12 protein-coding genes are annotated in these 16,929 nt (G+C 48.4%); 7 read left to right on the top strand and 5 right to left on the bottom strand.

Annotation, left to right across the window (positions count from 1 at the left end; genetic code table 11):
• Positions 1-49: 49 nt before the first annotated feature.
• From ACFP56_RS13395 to ACFP56_RS13385, 3 genes are all read left to right on the top strand, one after another.
• Positions 50-1,507, top strand: a complete 1,458-nt coding sequence (locus ACFP56_RS13395) for an ABC transporter substrate-binding protein/permease (RefSeq protein WP_379235271.1) — start codon at positions 50-52, stop codon at positions 1,505-1,507.
• Positions 1,500-2,222: an amino acid ABC transporter ATP-binding protein gene (locus tag ACFP56_RS13390; protein WP_379235269.1), complete on the top strand. Its 723-nt coding sequence runs from the start codon at positions 1,500-1,502 to the stop codon at positions 2,220-2,222. The genes ACFP56_RS13395 and ACFP56_RS13390 overlap by 8 nt, the downstream gene beginning before the upstream one ends.
• 96 nt (positions 2,223-2,318) lie before the next feature.
• Positions 2,319-2,810 (top strand): GNAT family N-acetyltransferase, encoded by a 492-nt coding sequence (locus tag ACFP56_RS13385; protein WP_379235267.1) that lies wholly within the window; start codon positions 2,319-2,321, stop codon positions 2,808-2,810.
• Between the two features lie 119 nt (positions 2,811-2,929).
• On the opposite strand, the gene ACFP56_RS13380 is transcribed toward ACFP56_RS13385, so the two are convergent.
• From ACFP56_RS13380 to ACFP56_RS13370, 3 genes are all read right to left on the bottom strand, one after another.
• Positions 2,930-4,162, bottom strand: coding sequence for an MFS transporter (locus ACFP56_RS13380; RefSeq protein WP_379235265.1), 1,233 nt, complete (start codon positions 4,160-4,162; stop codon positions 2,930-2,932).
• Positions 4,163-4,307: 145 nt separating this feature from the next.
• Positions 4,308-5,153 (bottom strand): polysaccharide deacetylase family protein, encoded by an 846-nt coding sequence (locus ACFP56_RS13375; RefSeq protein ID WP_379235263.1) that lies wholly within the window; start codon positions 5,151-5,153, stop codon positions 4,308-4,310.
• 38 nt (positions 5,154-5,191) lie between these two features.
• Positions 5,192-6,388, bottom strand: coding sequence for an acyltransferase (locus ACFP56_RS13370; RefSeq protein ID WP_379235261.1), 1,197 nt, complete (start codon positions 6,386-6,388; stop codon positions 5,192-5,194).
• Between the two features lie 286 nt (positions 6,389-6,674).
• Here ACFP56_RS13370 and mgrA point away from each other — a divergent pair, with 286 nt between their 5' ends.
• Positions 6,675-7,685, top strand: a complete 1,011-nt coding sequence (gene mgrA, locus ACFP56_RS13365) for an L-glyceraldehyde 3-phosphate reductase (RefSeq protein ID WP_379235259.1) — start codon at positions 6,675-6,677, stop codon at positions 7,683-7,685.
• 11 nt (positions 7,686-7,696) lie between these two features.
• Positions 7,697-8,524 (top strand): AraC family transcriptional regulator, encoded by an 828-nt coding sequence (locus ACFP56_RS13360; protein WP_379235257.1) that lies wholly within the window; start codon positions 7,697-7,699, stop codon positions 8,522-8,524.
• A gap of 134 nt (positions 8,525-8,658) precedes the next feature.
• Here the strand turns inward: ACFP56_RS13360 and ACFP56_RS13355 are convergent, their stop codons facing one another.
• Both ACFP56_RS13355 and ACFP56_RS13350 read right to left on the bottom strand, forming a co-directional pair.
• The gene (locus ACFP56_RS13355; RefSeq protein ID WP_379235255.1) at positions 8,659-9,822 is read right to left on the bottom strand and encodes a serine hydrolase domain-containing protein; all 1,164 of its coding nucleotides are present in this window, start codon (positions 9,820-9,822) and stop codon (positions 8,659-8,661) included.
• A 165-nt stretch (positions 9,823-9,987) separates the two neighbouring features.
• On the bottom strand, positions 9,988-11,742 hold the full coding sequence (locus tag ACFP56_RS13350; RefSeq protein WP_379235253.1) for an eCIS core domain-containing protein: 1,755 nt from the start codon (positions 11,740-11,742) through the stop codon (positions 9,988-9,990).
• Positions 11,743-11,949: 207 nt separating this feature from the next.
• Between ACFP56_RS13350 and ACFP56_RS13345 the strand changes: the two genes are divergently transcribed.
• Both ACFP56_RS13345 and ACFP56_RS13340 read left to right on the top strand, forming a co-directional pair.
• Positions 11,950-12,714, top strand: coding sequence for a YheC/YheD family protein (locus tag ACFP56_RS13345; RefSeq protein ID WP_379235251.1), 765 nt, complete (start codon positions 11,950-11,952; stop codon positions 12,712-12,714).
• Between the two features lie 203 nt (positions 12,715-12,917).
• Positions 12,918-16,907 (top strand): beta strand repeat-containing protein, encoded by a 3,990-nt coding sequence (locus tag ACFP56_RS13340; protein WP_379235249.1) that lies wholly within the window; start codon positions 12,918-12,920, stop codon positions 16,905-16,907.
• Positions 16,908-16,929: the final 22 nt, after the last annotated feature.

Below are 16,929 nucleotides of genomic sequence, written 5' to 3'. Positions count from 1 at the left end.
GATAAAATCTATAATTGATTAGTTAAAAAACGTGAAAAGAGAGGACATCATGAACAAACGGAAGTTATACAATGGCTTAATGCTAGCTTTAGTGCTTCTTTTTGCCCTTATTGGGCCTGTGATGAACGTGCACGCACAAGAAGCGGAAGCACCAAAAAAGAAGCTTATTATGGGGACATCCCCAGATTTCCCGCCATTTGAAAGCGTGGATGCAAAAAACACTGGCGACATCGTTGGTTTTGATATCGATACCGCTAACCTTATACTGGATGAGTTGGGCTATGAGCTGCAAATTCAAAGCATGGACTTTAACGGATTGATTGCAGCACTTCAGGCAGGTCGAGTGGACTTTGTCATGTCAGGCATGTCCGCTACAGAGGAGCGTAAGACGAGCGTAGACTTCTCTGAGCCCTATTATTACGCACGAAACTCCATCGTTTCCAAAGCAGAACACAGCTATGAAACATTAGAGGCGCTGGAAGGACTAGTCGTAGGCGCACAGCTTGGTTCTATTCAGGAAAAGGTCGCTTATGAGGTTCCTAACCCTGCTGATGTGCGCAAGCTTAATAAGGTTCCAGATCTTGTTCAGGAGATTAACTCGGGCCGTATCGCAGCTGCCATCGTAGAAGATGCTGTTGCTGTAGACATGACGAATGCCAATCCAGGTCTCGTAATGAACTTTCTCCCGTCTGAGGAGCTGGACAACGGATATGCGATCGCCTTTCCAAAAGGTTCACCGTATGTAGAGGAATTCAATACTGTAATTGCCAAGTTTCATGAAGACGGCACTTTTGAAGAGCTGAAACAAAAGTGGTTCCCTGAGCCAAAAAACAACGCAGGCAGCGACAAGCTGATTGATTTTAGTGTACTTGAAGGCTATGTTCCGTACATTATGAAAGGCGTAGGCGTCACCTTGCTGTTCACGCTCGTATCAGCGCTGCTTGGTCTTATTCTTGGAAGTATCTTATCGTTATTCAAAATTTCGGGCATCAAGCCTTTAATGTGGTTCGCTACAGGCTATACGTCCATATTCCGCGGAACGCCATTGCTTGTGCAGCTTACGTTAATTTATTATGCTACGCCTCAGTTGACTGGCTATGACATCCCTGCGCTGCTTGCAGCAGGATTAGCGTTCGGCCTTAACTCTGCTGCTTATTTGTCCGAAACGATCCGTGCAGGCATTATGGCGGTCGACAAAGGGCAGCAGGAAGCTGCGATCGCGCTCGGCATTCCCTATCGCAAGATGATGATCTCGATTATATTCCCGCAGGCGCTTCGCAACATTTTGCCAGCACTCGTGAATGAATGCGTAGCGCTTATTAAAGAATCATCACTCGTTTCGGTCATCGGTGTTGCTGATTTAATGCGTCGTGCAGATATTGTGCGTGCGGATACGTTCCGCTCATTTGAAGCATTGCTGCTTGTTGCCGCGATCTACTACGTGCTCGTACTTATACTAACATCTTTGGCTCGCATGCTGGAAAGGAGATTACGCCGCGGTGATTAATGTACAGAATCTCACAAAAACGTATGGAAAGCATCAAGTGCTTAACGGTATTTCTACAAAAGTTAATAAAGGTGAGGTCGTTGCCATTATAGGACCTTCGGGTTCAGGCAAGTCCACCTTTCTTCGTTGTCTGAATCTGTTGGAGACACCAACTGGAGGAACAATTACAATTGGGGGTCAGGAGCTTACCTCACCCAAAGCAGATGTTGCTCGTATTCGCCAGCACATCGGCATGGTTTTTCAGCACTTTCACCTCTTCCCTCATATGACGGTCATTGAAAACATTACGTTTGCACCGACACAAGTAAAGGGAATCTCGCTTGAGCAAGCAAAGAAAAAAGCGATGGAGCTGCTTAACAAGGTTGGGCTTGCTGATAAAGCAAACAGCTATCCATCCAAGCTGTCAGGCGGTCAAAAGCAACGCGTTGCGATTGCACGCTCGCTTGCGATGGAGCCGGAAATTATGCTGTTTGACGAACCGACCTCTGCACTTGACCCTGAAATGGTTAAAGAGGTGCTTAACGTCATTAAGGATCTGGCTGACTCTGGCATGACGATGCTCATCGTCACACATGAAATGAAATTCGCGCGTGAAGCTGCTGATACAATCTACTTTTTAGATCATGGCAAGCTTATTGAATCAGCACCGCCAGAACAATTTTTCACGAACCCGAAAAGTGAGCGTGCGATTCGCTTTTTGGAGCAGGTATTATAACAGCTTAACGATGTTAAAGGCGATGTCCATTACGACGTCGCCTTTCTACTGCCATGCTAGAGCAGCCTACCCTTACAAGCAAGGAGAATATGTCCTATGCCATCACAATCGTTAACGTTAACAGCTATGAGCGTCTCTGACGCCGAAATAATTTGCAGCTGGGTGTATGAGCCTCCTTATGATTGCTACAACTGGCCCTCGTGGAAGGTCATGTGCGAGCAGGAGATCGAATTTGCGGACGACGCGATACGCCGCCAGCAATACTGCAGCTTAGTGCTGGCACAAAAGCTCGTCGGATATATTCAGCTGTTCCCGCTTGCATCCACGATGCGTCTCGCTATTTTTCTTGCTCCCGAGCATTGCGGCCGTGGGCTTGGCAGACATGCAACCGCCTTGGCTATAGCTGAGGCTGGCAAGCGGATGCCAGGTGCTGAAATTGATCTGGAGGTAGAATGCTGGAATCAACGGGCGATCAACAGCTATGCCAAGTCAGGTTTCACTATTACAGATCAGTATTCCTACAGCTATAAAGGCGTGATGAGAGAAGTGTTTTGCATGGTCTATAAGCCCGAATGGGAGCTTGCTTGAATTTGCAGTAACTACAACTAAAAGCGCCTGTTGTCCATTTCTATAAACAACAGGCGCTTTTCTTTTAACGAAATGAATGATCGTTGATGTCTAACAAATGTATCGGTACCTAAGTCGTTCTATGCCACTTCAGATGCCTTCACAGACGGCTCCCCTGCTTCCAGCAGCTTTCGATTGCGGCCGAACACAAAAGTCATTGCCAGCATGATAGCGCCTGTCACCACTAATAGCAGCTCAATCGATATGACATCTGCCAATGGACCGAAAATCAGCATCCCGATTGGCATCATCGAGGTTGAAATCATGCCGACTAACCCGAACACTCTTCCCAAATAATCGGGGTCGACCTTCTCCTGAAAAATAACATTCATCGGCGAATTCATGAATGGAAGCGCAATACCAAACAAGCCCATGAACACCAGGTAAACAACAAAATTAGGTACGACACCTAAAGCAATTGTACAGGCTGCCATCCATGCAATAGCCGCGGAAATCGTGACAATCCGATTTCTGAAGCCGCCCCAGGTTGCAATAACTGCCCCGCCCAGCATCATGCCAACAGAGAACACAATCTCAAGTGCCGTCAACCGCCAGACATCATCTCCAAATGAGCGAGCCGTTTGCAGCGGTGTTAAAAATGAGGCTGGTGCGAGCAGAATGAAGAATAAAACAAAAAATATAAGCAGTGTTTTAAGAAACGCATGCTTATTCACGTAGGAGAGTCCTTGCTTCATATCTTCAAAGTAGCTAAGTTGTGCCTTATCCTTGCTGCGCTCATGCGGTTTGACGCGTACGAATGCCATGAGCGTGAATATCCCTAATGCTGCTGTAATGACGTCAATAAAAAAGATATAGCTTAACGAGGTAATGGATAGCAATCCCGCACTAATAATCGGGCAGATAAACATCATCAACGCTTGAATCGTGCCGTTAATACCGTTGACGCGCATTAAATGCTCTTCTGGAACAAATTGTGGAAGGATTGAACCGACTGCCGGAATATGGATTCCTGATCCGATTGCACGTACTGCTGCCATTAAGAACAACAGCCATATTTCCTCATAGCCCATTAGAAAGATGATTGCCAAAATAAGAGTAGCTATGGCAATCATCGCATCTGCTGCCATAATCAGTTTTTTGCGATCAAATCGATCAGCCCAAACACCTGCAAACGGTGAAATAAAAAAGCTGGGCAAGAAGCCGCAAATAATATAAATTGTCATTGCAATTCCAGATTGCAGCGTTAAGGTAATATGCCACATCATGGCATACTGGACAATCATAGAGCCAATCATTGAAAGACTTTGCCCGGTTAAGAAAAACGCTGTCGTTCGCTTCCACGAAGAATTCACGTGTATCCAATCCTCTCACACTAATATATGTACGCTATATATTCTATCGGTATTTTCACTAAATATAATCAGGACACGCTCTTATTTTACTAAAATTAACAAAAAAATGCACCTGACCCTGAGGTTAGGTGCATGATGAATTTAACTAATCATGATAAGTGCGCAATAATTCGACAAACTTATTAGCGGTCATCTTAGGTGTACCTGCGTTTAGACGATATACCTCGTCAGAGCCTGCCTTATTAATGCCAGGTCTTATTGTAATAAATAAATTTACATCCATATCCTTCAGCACTTGTTTGACGGTCTGATTAAACGCGCCAAATGGAAACGACATAACGCCGTAATCATTGTCCAGCTCTTCCTTCAAGCGCTGTTCCATTTTCGATAAATCATTGGTGATACGAGCCACATATTCTTTTTCCGTCTCTACTCTGCCCTTATCCTTCAAATAAATGCGGTTAGTTAACAGCGGACCTGTCTTTTTACCATTCTTATCGAGTGGACCGTAATCATGCAGGTTGTAGGTATGGTTATAAAAACTATGGCCCTTTTCCTTCAGTTCCCTCATAGCATCCCATGTAAGGTGCGGAGTTTTCACATTATGAAGATCCGAGCTCTGGCCAATAATAAAATGAGTACCAACCATATTATACTTGTCCATAATGCCTACCGCGTACTTACGATAGGAGTCATAGCCATCATCAAAGGTAATAAGGACTGCGTTTTCCGGCACTTTTCCGCCGTGCAGCATGAACTTGTAAAATTGATCCATCGAGATCACATTATAACCGCGCTCATGGAGCAGCTTCATATGCGTTCCGAAACGAGCAGGCGATATTGTTACACCGCCTTCATTCTTATCAATATGATGATACATAAGCACGATGACTTTATCACGATAGTAGGTCTTGGTGTCGGCTGATGCCTCATTAACGAGCATCGTACAGAGCAAACATGCAAGTGATAACAATAAGATACGAATCTTCAATCCTATACCCCTCTCTTGATCATTATAGCTTGTAATGTTTAAGCATCAATCCCACGTGTTGGCTGTTGTTGAATCGGTGCTTTTTTACGCTTGCCGCCTGGAATATTGCCGAATAAGATCCAGTGCTGAGGAATAAAGCGAGCCACAACGCTAACAACAATCCATGAAACTACCAATGCTGAAAGGAAACCACCTGCATACCAAGCATGGTGTGCCAGAACATTTCCTGTTTCTGGTGGAAACTTGCGATAGATCAGCAGCACAAACGGATGGAATAAATAAATGCCAAAGCTCAATTCGCCAAGTCGTGCAAGCAGTCTTTTTATTATTCCAGATCCCTTGCGATATATGATAAAGCTAATCATCAGCAATACAAGGGCAGTTGTTAGTGCATGAAGGTTCCAGACCGCGTCAATAAAGGTCGTGTTGTAGCTATCCAGCTTCAAACGCATTTGATGCCAAATATAAACATGCGTCAAGCCTGCAGCAAGCCAGGCTGCCCCAAGCAGCAACCATCCTGCTAGTCTGCTTTTGGTAAAGTTGTCCTTGCAAACAATTAGCCAGTTTTTGCATTTCTCCCAATGTATACCGAGATAAGCACCTAGGAAATAATAAGAGAAATAGCTAAGCGACCAGCTACCGCGAGCCTTTACAGGTGTTTCCAGTACAAATTTGTTAATGAGGAAAAAGCTCCACTGTGCCAAAATACCGAATACAATAAGCCATGGCGTTAATCTCGGATATTTCTTCAACAACCATAAAAAGATTGGAAACATCAAGTAAAATTGAACACTAATATATACAAAATATAAATGGGTATATGCATTACCATGCATCAGTCTGGAAAAGAGATCACTTAACATATCGCCTATTGGCGGCATTGTTCCACTCATATATATTCTTAAAAAATAGTAAAACAATGAAAATACGATATAAGGAACAATGATATAAAGCATTCTTCGTTGATAGAAGTTTTTCACAAGCTTTCCGGTAAACGGACGATTATAGTAATTGTAAAAAAGCACAAAGCTGCTTAAAAAAATAAATGTAGTCGTACCAAACTTCAAAAATATATTGGCAAAATTGTAAAGAAAGAACCAGTTCGAATCAATCATCCCTGTGCTAACTGCTACTGAAGTAGAGTGAACAGTTAATACGCCGATAATGGCTATCGCTCTGACTATTGACAGTTCTGGAATATTCTCTCTCTTTGCAATTACAGCTCCTTGAGCCATGCAAAACGCCTTCTTTCTATTAAAGTAACTGCTGCTAGAAGCACTCTCCAATTATCAAATATATTCATAGCTTTGTCAATTTACTTCAAAATATTGCTATTACAAAATCCCCCAATTTATCTTCATGCAATATATCCCTATTGTGTACATCTGATTTTCCATCAAGGCAGCCCATTGAAATCAAACATTATGACATATCGATATGACGATTCTCTATATGCAAATTAACTGGAAATGTCCATAATGATAACTATCAATCAACCAATCTACTTTAGGAGAGGATAACATGACATATATCGCTTCTGCTGATCGCTATCAGCATATGCAATACAATCGTTGTGGACATAGTGGTCTGATGCTTCCAGCGATTTCTTTAGGCCTGTGGCATAATTTTGGCGGACAGGACGTTTTCGAAAACGGACGCGCCATGGTTCGTCAAGCTTTTGACTTGGGTATTACTCATTTTGACATTGCCAACAACTACGGCCCTCCTCCTGGATCAGCTGAGGAAAACTTCCGTAAAATTTTGCAGCTGGATATGGCACCTTATCGGGATGAGCTAATTATTTCAACGAAGGCCGGGTATGAAATGTGGCCTGGACCGTATGGCAATTTTGGCTCTCGTAAATATCTGGTCTCAAGTCTTGATCAAAGCTTAACAAGACTTGGGCTGGATTATGTTGATATCTACTACCATCATCGTCCAGATCCGAATACACCGATCGAGGAAACAATGGCGGCGCTAGATCATGTTGTTCGTCAAGGTAAAGCGCTGTATGTTGGTTTATCTAATTATAGTGCTGAGCAAACTGCCGCTGCATCCAAAGTGCTAAAGGAGCTCGGGACACCATGTCTAATCCATCAGCCAAGCTACTCCATCATCGATCGTTGGATCGAGCATGGCTTGCAGGATGTGCTTGCTGAAGAAGGAATTGGCACAATCGGCTTCCTTCCGCTTGCTCAAGGCATCCTGACCAATAAATACTTAAATGGCGTGCCTTCCGATTCACGTGCTGCCGGTCATTCTGTGTTCTTGAGTGAAAACAGCATTACAGACAAGCATGTTGAGGTTGCCAAAGCATTAAACAAGCTCGCTGCAGAACGTGGACAAAGCTTAGCGCAAATGGCTCTAGCTTGGGTGCTTCGCAATGGCAAGGTGACTTCCGCTCTAATCGGCGCCAGCCGTGTAAGTCAAATCGAGGAAAATGTTGCAGCGCTTGCGAATCTTAGCTTCACCGATGAAGAATTGGCAACGATTGACCAAATTGTTGAAACACATCTCGGCAAGAAGAATTAAGGAGTACAACGGTGGATAAATTTATGGAGTTTCTGCCGCAGCATCTGCATCAGCTCGATCTCTACCTCATTCAATATGGGAGAGAAGCATGCGAGCCAGGTCATTCCTTCGGTCCCGCAATGCGCGAGTATTTTAAGTTCCATTATATTTTGGATGGAAAAGGCATTTTTGAAGTGAACGGGCAACGATACGAGCTGAAAAAGGGGCAAGGCTTTCTCGTTACGCCTGAAACGGTCTGCTACTACGAGGCTGATCTTCAAGATCCCTGGACATATTGCTGGATCGGTTTTAATGGAATTAAAGCTGCAGGTCTGTTGCGACAAGCACAGCTATCAGATGAATCACCAATATATACTTGGGAAAAAAGCGGATTTTTCGAGCAAAGCATACAGCAAATGATGCAATCCAAGACGATGACTGCTGGTCGCGAGTTTAAGCTGACAGGACTGCTTTACCTGTGGCTTGCCGCGATGATCGATTGCCGCGGCTCTGAGCTTAAGCAAAAAGCGAAGGAAAACAGCAAGGAGCATTACATCGCGCAAGTGGTTCATTTCATTGAGGTGAACTATGCGAACAAAATTTCGGTGCAGTCAATCGCACAATTTGTCGGCTTGCAGCGCAGCTATTTAAGCGCATTGTTTAAGGAAGTAATGGGAATCAGTCTGCAGGACTATCTCATCTCCTATCGCATGCGCAAGGCTTGTGAGCTGCTGGGCAGCACAACGCTTATGGTAGGCGATATCGCCAGATCCGTGGGCTATGAAGATCCCCTGTTATTTTCAAAAATGTTCAAAAAATCTATGCAGCTTTCACCTACGCAATATCGTGAACAAAAATAGCTGCAAGCCGTATTAACTTGCATTCTGCGGCTACAACTGTCCTGCATAAAGAAGCATCCAGCCACTCGCCCGCTTGCGAGTGACCTGGATGCTTCTTTTAGTACATGTTCGTTCGACTGACAGTATAGTATGGTTTAGTCGATGCAGCCATATACGGTGTTGCGAACGCGAAGATGATGCTCACGCTCCAAATTAGGCAGCCGTTGATGCATGTATACGATAGTGAGCTGCTCCTCGGGATCAATCAAAGCGTACGTGCCACTCATGCCTGTCCAGCCAAATTCGCCTAATGAGCTATTGCCGTTGGAAGCACCAAGATTTAGCAAGGTACGCACTCCAAGCCCATAGCCATAGCCTTCCGAATACGGTCCTGTAAACTGAGCAAGCTGTTGTTCGTTTAGCTGATTGGCGCGCATAAGATCAATTGTTTTGCGACCAATGATGCGCTCGCCATTATGCTTGCCGCCACTAGCGAGCATTTGAGCAAATATCGTATAATCGCGAGGCGTTGAGAATAGTCCGATTCCGCCGCCGCGATACGTAACCTCTGGCTGGAACATTTCGTCGCCAAACGCAGGAAGCATTGGCTGGATACCACCTTGACCATCTTCAACGTACAAGGTCGCCATTCGTGATTGCTGGTCGCCTTTAAAGGTAAAGCCTGTATTATTCATGCCTAGCGGCTCAAACAGCTCCTTATGCAAAAATTGCTCGATGCTCATGCCGCTAATCACTTCAATCAGCCTCGCTAAAATATCATGACCGTAGCCGTAAGCCCAATTGCTGCCCGGTTCAAACAGCAGCGGTACGTCAGCTATCTTTTTAACCAGCTGCTCCAAGGTGTAGTTGCCTGCTGCCCTAAGCTCTTCATTGATTTGTTTCAATGCTTTTTCCGTTGGCGAGATGCCAAAGTCGTAAGGAATGCCTGATGTCATTGCAAATAAATGTTTAATCAAAATTGGAGACTGTGCCGGTTTGATCGAAACACTTCCATTACGTTCCGTATGAACAACTTTCATATCGCGGAACTCAGGCAAGTACTCATCAAGCCGATCATTAAGTAAAAAGTATCCACGTTCGAAAAGAAGCAAAGCGGCGGTGCATACAATGACCTTCGTCGTTGAAAACAGGCGGTGAATATTGTTTTCGTCCATCACTCGCTTGCTTTCCCGATCGGCATAGCCATAATATCCTTCGAAAATAATTTTGCCGCGTTGTGCCACCACACAGCCGCAGCCGGCAAGTTGTTTCTCAACAAACCCAACCAGCAGCTCATCCAAATGTTTAAATGCACTCATGAGCGCTTACCTCCAACGTATTTTTGATCTTCTTCTTGTTTGAATATATACCTATTTAGCAATAGTATAAAATACGTTCCGCGTGCAAGCCTACGGTATAAATTATAGATAAAATCCTGTCATCATCCGATTTATTAATCCCTCGGAGCTTTATGCTGCAATTGCTTAGTTATTTAAAAGCCGAACAGCACTTGTTATCCAAGAGCTTAGAGCATTAACATCCAGCGTGGCTGGAAACTGTAGCAACACATCATCGATCTCTTCAATAGCCTCATTCTCCAATTGCTCCGTCTCTTCGAGCATCACAAGCTCGTCATATTTCATTAATGCATTATGCAGAGCAAAGCCCATTTGAATAATAAGATGGTCCTCATTATTTGGCACGAACTGTTCTGAAAACTGTTTAACGAGCGGATGGTCGGCATATGAGTTTAGATCAGAATACAGCGAATGCTTCGTCCGCCATGCGAGATGCTTTCTTTCTCGGGTACTATTAGTACGCGCTTCTTGCTCAATTCTGCGGCGAATTAGGCCAGTATTAACTCTTGCCTTTTTGAAACCGAACTCTGAATAAGTACCGCCAAGCTCTTGAATTCCGCCTTTAATCGCTTGATTTTTGTTTCTAATGCTGTTCAATTCAGTGCCCATTATATCTGTAAAAAAGTCTGTTGTCAGCTGCTCGCGTTTTCTCATGCCGCCTCGCAAGGTGCTTGGCATATGGTCATCCCCGTATCTGCGAAGCTTTTTGCTCCAGCTATCCTTTACACGAGTTCTCTCTCTCGAAAATATGCTCCTCTCTTTCTCTAAGTAGCTGCCATACTCACTAAAGTAAGGATTCTCCGAGCCGCTCATGACTTCAAGCGGATCAAGTGAATCATACAGCACCTCGTATACAAACAGCTTCGTTTCCCAGCCACTGCTGTCTTTATCATAAATATGGGTTTCTGATCCATCGCTCGTAATATCAATCCAGGCGATTTCTTGAAAATTATTTAGTACGACAATGTCAGGCCGAGTATGTCCGTGCGTAACCTGAAAATTAACCTCATAAGGCCCGAATGAATAGTGGGTTAGCGCTTCGCAGGCTAACGTCTCCACTGCATAGCCGAAATTTGCCCAAAAGTAAGAAGGCAAGTTGTTTTGATCCTCGCAATAGTCTTTAGCCGTTCCATACCATTGCTGTAAATATCCTGAATCCTGCCTGCTTTCGAGGTCGCTCCATTGCAGGGATTGCTGTCTAGCCTGTTCAACAATTGTTACAATTGTATCTACGATTGTTGTAATGGCATTATTATGAATTGCACGTTCTTCTTCATCATTGTTTTTGGAATAGTTCTTTGTTTTTCTTGCCATTTGTGTGACGGATTGGGAAGGGTGTAATGCGAAACCAGGTTGTGGGGAGAGGTACTGGTTTTCTAGCTCTTGATTGCTGGCTGCCAAGCTACCCATTGCAGTAGCTTCATGCTCTAGATGAGGCTGATCATTAACCATGACGTCGCCAAGCTGCGAGGTTGGCTGTACTCGTCCTTGTCGCTGTTGAACAATATGCCAGGCTTCATGCGGGAGGTGCTGTTCCTGGTTAGGTGCGAGATGAATTTGGTTTCCTTGCGCATACGCATAGGCGCCAAGCTGATCGGGCTTATTGGAGCCATAAAACACTTGAACATCATCAAGTGAAATTCCAAAGTTCTTTTCGATTCGCTGTACTAAAGGTACTGGCAATGAGGTGGCTCGCTCATACTGAGTTTCCTCTTCGTTATCCTTGGTTTGCCCCTCCTGCATTAGCTGGGCGGTGGCCTGATTGCCTATCGTTTGCTGCAAAAATTGATCTGGCATTTGCCGAAGCTGAACCGTAGGACGTACTCGCTTCTGCGTGCGATTCAACGTCTGCGATGGTGCAGCGTGCTCATATTTATGCATAATTTATCACCTATTTTTCTATGGATTCTCATTTATGATAGCTCTGACTGAATTGATCGTCAATCATTTCCAGCGTACTGCCTCCTATTTTAGGATATGGGCAGATCTCCGTACACTAATATCCTGTACATTTCATAGTATATTGTACATCCAAAGCTTCCAGGTCGTCGTTATTACAATCGCGTATGCGAGGAAAAATTGAAAGAGGTGAGACCAATCCTTTACAAGAGCAAGTCCTATAAAAGCAAGTGGCTTAAAACACAATGGCTGATGGAAGATGACGTTGTGAAGTCATACTTGCCTAAAACACTGCTTTTTACAAGGAGTAATCTATCAACAATGCTATCCCGCTTCAACACTATATATTTTAAGCCAACTAGTGGATCCGGTGGGGCAAGTATTGTGAAAATAACGAAACATGACAAGTCTTATAACGCTCAGCTGCGCAAATCCAAAAAAACGTTCCCCTCACAAGAGAAGCTGTATTATTGGATGAAGTCGTTTGCTGGTAAGCGTTCTTTTATTTTGCAGAAAGGCATTGCTCTAGCAAAAACGAAAGGCAAGCCTTTCGATATTAGAGTTATGGTGCAAAAAACAAAAGAACAAAAATGGAACACAACTGCAATTTTCTGTAAAGTTGGACGCGCGGGAAAGGTTGCAACGAACTATAATCAGGGTGGACATTTGCAGTTTTTATCACCAACTCTTTCGGGAGCTGGCTACAGCCAACCCCAGCAATCTGCACTAAAGGCTGAATTAGATAAGCTGGGCTTGCAAGTTGCCCGAGTTTTTTCTCGTCATAGTAAAGGGTTTAAAGAGTTGGGTCTTGATGTCGCCATTGATCAGAATGATCGCCTATGGATCTTGGAGGTTAATACTCGTCCACAATTTTATCCGCTTAAGGATATGGCCGATAAAGCACTGTATATGAAGATTCTATCCTATGCCAAGCAGTACGGACGCAAAAGATAGTTAAAGGAATTGTTAGCGATAGGAGTTTTCTACGTAGCGGTAAATTGGCCTCATAATAGCCCCTTATAGAAGCCTGCATGAAGCTAGTATAGCATTCATGCAGGCTTTTATCATGAGCAAACTAAAAATTAATTAGCATTTAAGTGATACTAGTACAAACCTATTACATATTAGCCCCATAAAATATCCAGGAGGTGACTCGATTGACAAATTCAGATAAAAATCCCGATCACATACAATATAAAGTTGTCAGTATACATGGAATTAATCCAATTCACGGAAGACGGGGCGCCACTGGACCAACAGGGGCGACTGGACCCATGGGCGTTACTGGACCTACCGGTGCTGTTGGTCCCACAGGACCAACAGGCATATCTAATGATACACCTTTGTTTTCTGTAAGAGATAATAACAATAATGTATTGAACGTAACGTTAGGTGAACCCCTTATTTTCACTTCCGATACACTGGACATCACACTTCGTGAAGGTTCTGTCATCGTCGATATTGAACTGAACGATGATCTAGCAGGTCCAACAGGGGCTACTGGTGCGACCGGGGCTTCTGGTGTCACGGGCGCGACAGGACCTACTGGCGCAACAGGAGCTACGGGTAACACTGGTGCTACGGGGGCTACTGGCGTCACTGGGGTTACTGGCGATACCGGTGCGACTGGGGCTACGGGTGACACTGGCGCTACCGGCGCTACGGGAGACACAGGTGCTACTGGTCCCACGGGTTCAACAGGACCGACGGGCGTCACCGGGCCGACCGGCACCACGGGGGCTACGGGCAGTACGGGCGACACGGGCGCGACTGGCGCTACCGGGGCTACGGGTGACACTGGCGCTACCGGCGCTACAGGTGTTACCGGACCTACTGGCGCAACAGGGGCTACGGGCGACACCGGGCCTACTGGTGTCACTGGGGCGACCGGTGCTACTGGAGCGACGGGCGTCACTGGCGCGACTGGCGATACCGGTGCGACTGGGGCTACGGGTGACACTGGCGCTACCGGCGCTACGGGAGACACAGGTGCTACTGGTCCCACGGGTGATACCGGAACGACTGGCGCTACCGGAACGACTGGCGCTACGGGCGCGACTGGCGCGACTGGGGCTACCGGCGCGACCGGCACTACTGGGGCTACCGGCGCGACCGGTGATACCGGAACGACTGGTGACACGGGTGCTACGGGCGATACCGGACCTACTGGTGCTACTGGGGCGACTGGTGGCACGGGCGCGACTGGGGCTACTGGTGCAACAGGACCGTCGGGCGACACTGGGCTTACTGGCGACACCGGACCTACTGGGGCTACTGGCGCAACTGGCGCGACTGGCGCGACTGGCGATACCGGTGCGACTGGGGCTACGGGTGCTACGGGCGATACCGGCGCGACTGGGGCTACCGGGGCTACGGGCGACATCGGGCCTACCGGCGCTACTGGTGTCACTGGGGCTACTGGGGCTACTGGCGCGACCGGACCAACCGGCGCAACAGGGCCGACGGGCGTCACCGGACCTGCTGGCGCAACAGGGGCTATCGGCGCTACTGGCGCGACGGGTTCAACAGGACCGTCGGGCGTCACTGGTGCGACTGGACCGACCGGCGCAACAGGGATGACGGGCGATACCGGGCCTACTGGCGCAACAGGAGCTACTGGCGATACCGGACCTACTGGCGATACCGGACCTACTGGCGCAACAGGAGCTACGGGGGCTACTGGCGTCACTGGTCCGACTGGCGATACCGGCGACACAGGTGCTACCGGCGCTACTGGCGCTACGGGTTCAACAGGACCGACGGGCGTCACCGGGCCGACCGGTGCGACGGGCGCGGCTGGCACGACTGGCGCTACCGGCGCGACTGGACCGACCGGCGCAACAGGGCTGACGGGCGATACCGGACCTACTGGTGACACGGGGGCTACTGGCGCTACGGGCGATACTGGCGTCACTGGTCCGACCGGGGCTTCTGGTGTCACGGGCCCGACCGGACCGACGGGCGCAACTGGAGCTACGGGCGATACTGGCGCGACTGGACCGACCGGCGCTACTGGAGCTACGGGCGATACCGGTCCTACTGGCGCAACAGGAGCTACGGGGGCTACTGGATCTACGGGTTCAACAGGACCGACGGGCAGTACGGGCGACACGGGCGCTACTGGCGCTACCGGGGCTACAGGTGTTACCGGACCTACTGGCGCTACCGGGGCTACAGGTGTTACCGGACCTACTGGCGCAACTGGGGCTACGGGCGACACTGGCACTACTGGAGCGACGGGCGTCACTGGGGCTACGGGCAACACCGGACCTACCGGGGCTACTGGAACGACGGGCGTCACCGGTCCTACTGGTGCAACTGGAGCTACGGGCGCGACGGGTTACACTGGCGCGACGGGTGTCACTGGTGACACCGGGTCAACTGGCGTCACTGGTGCAACTGGGGCTACAGGCGCTACGGGCGACACGGGCGCGACCGGACCGACCGGCGCTACGGGTGACACTGGTCCAACGGGCGACACTGGACCGTCGGGCGCTACGGGGGCTACCGGACCTACTGGTGACACGGGCGCTACAGGCGCGACCGGGGCTACGGGCGATACCGGACCTACTGGCGACATGGGTGCTACCGGCGCTACTGGCACGACCGGCGACACCGGGCCTACTGGTGCTACTGGAGCTACCGGCGATACCGGCGCTACCGGCGACACGGGGCCGATGGGCGCTACGGGGGCTACTGGCGTGACCGGCGCTATCGGCGCGACCGGGGCTACGGGTCCGACTGGCACTACAGGCGCGACTGGTGACACCGGTGCGACTGGCGCGGCTGGCACGACTGGCGATACCGGACCTACTGGACCGACCGGCGCAACAGGGCTGACGGGCGATACCGGACCTACTGGCGCTACTGGAGCTACGGGCGATACCGGACCTACTGGCGCTACTGGTATCACTGGTGCTACTGGTGCGACAGGCGATATTGGACCGAGTGGAGCTACCGGACCGTCGGGCGACACGGGCCCGACTGGTGTCACTGGTGCCACTGGCGCTACTGGCGACACCGGGGCGACTGGCGCGACAGGTGGCACGGGGGCTACCGGCACTACGGGCGCTACTGGTCCGACTGGCGCTACTGGTCCGACTGGCGCTACGGGTAACACTGGCGCTACCGGCGACACAGGTGCTACGGGCATCACTGGTGCTACTGGTCCGACTGGTGCAACAGGACCGTCGGGCGACATGGGTGCGACCGGAGCTACGGGCACTACCGGCGCGACTGGCCACACCGGGCCTACTGGCGTCACTGGTCCGACTGGTGTGACTGGCGACATGGGTGCGACCGGAGCTACTGGCGCAACCGGACCTACAGGCGTCACTGGGGTTACTGGCGTGACTGGACCTACGGGGGCGACCGGTGCTACCGGCGCTTCAGGACTGACTGGCGCCACTGGACCTACTGGCGCAACCGGACCTACTGGCGCCACTGGTGCTATCGGGGCGACCGGCACTACCGGCGCGACTGGACCTACCGGCGTGACTGGACCTACCGGCGTGACTGGACCTACCGGCGCCACTGGAGTTACTGGCGCCACTGGGCCTACTGGCGCAACCGGACCTACAGGCATCACTGGTGTTACTGGCGTGACTGGACCTACGGGTGCGACTGGTTCACCTAGTATAATCCCTTTTGCATCAGGAGGCCCCGTAACTTTAACTTCTCTCGCATCGGGAGCTGCTGGACCGCCAGTAGTACTTGGATTTGGCAATTCCGGTGTACTCACAGCTAACCTAGGAACATCGATAGACTTAACTGGCGGACCTGCTGCCATTATTAACTTCGCCTTCTCAATGCCAAGAGCAGGAACTATTTCAAGTTTAACAGCCTATTTTAGTACAACGACCTCAGTCAACCTCACCGGAATAAACGCTACAATCAGTGCACGTCTATACCAATCAACTACTCCAAACAATACATTTGTAGCTGTACCAAACTCTACTGTTAACCTTCTACCGACCTTAAATGGAGTTATTAATGTTGGTACAATTAGTACTGGAACGGTAACAGCTATTAATAATGTTGTTGCACAAGGTACTCGTGTACTGCTTGTTTTCTTTATGACAACTACTGGGGCAACGAACACACAAAGTGTTAGTGGTTATGCAAGTGCTGGCATATCAATAAGCTAATTCAATATTTATTTAAATTGAG

The sequence above is a fragment of the Paenibacillus septentrionalis genome, from assembly GCF_042659865.1.
GTDB classification, from domain to species: Bacteria; Bacillota; Bacilli; order Paenibacillales; family Paenibacillaceae; genus Pristimantibacillus; species Pristimantibacillus septentrionalis.
Note: the sequence above shows the minus strand (reverse complement) of the source record. Positions and strands in the feature narration are given on the sequence as shown.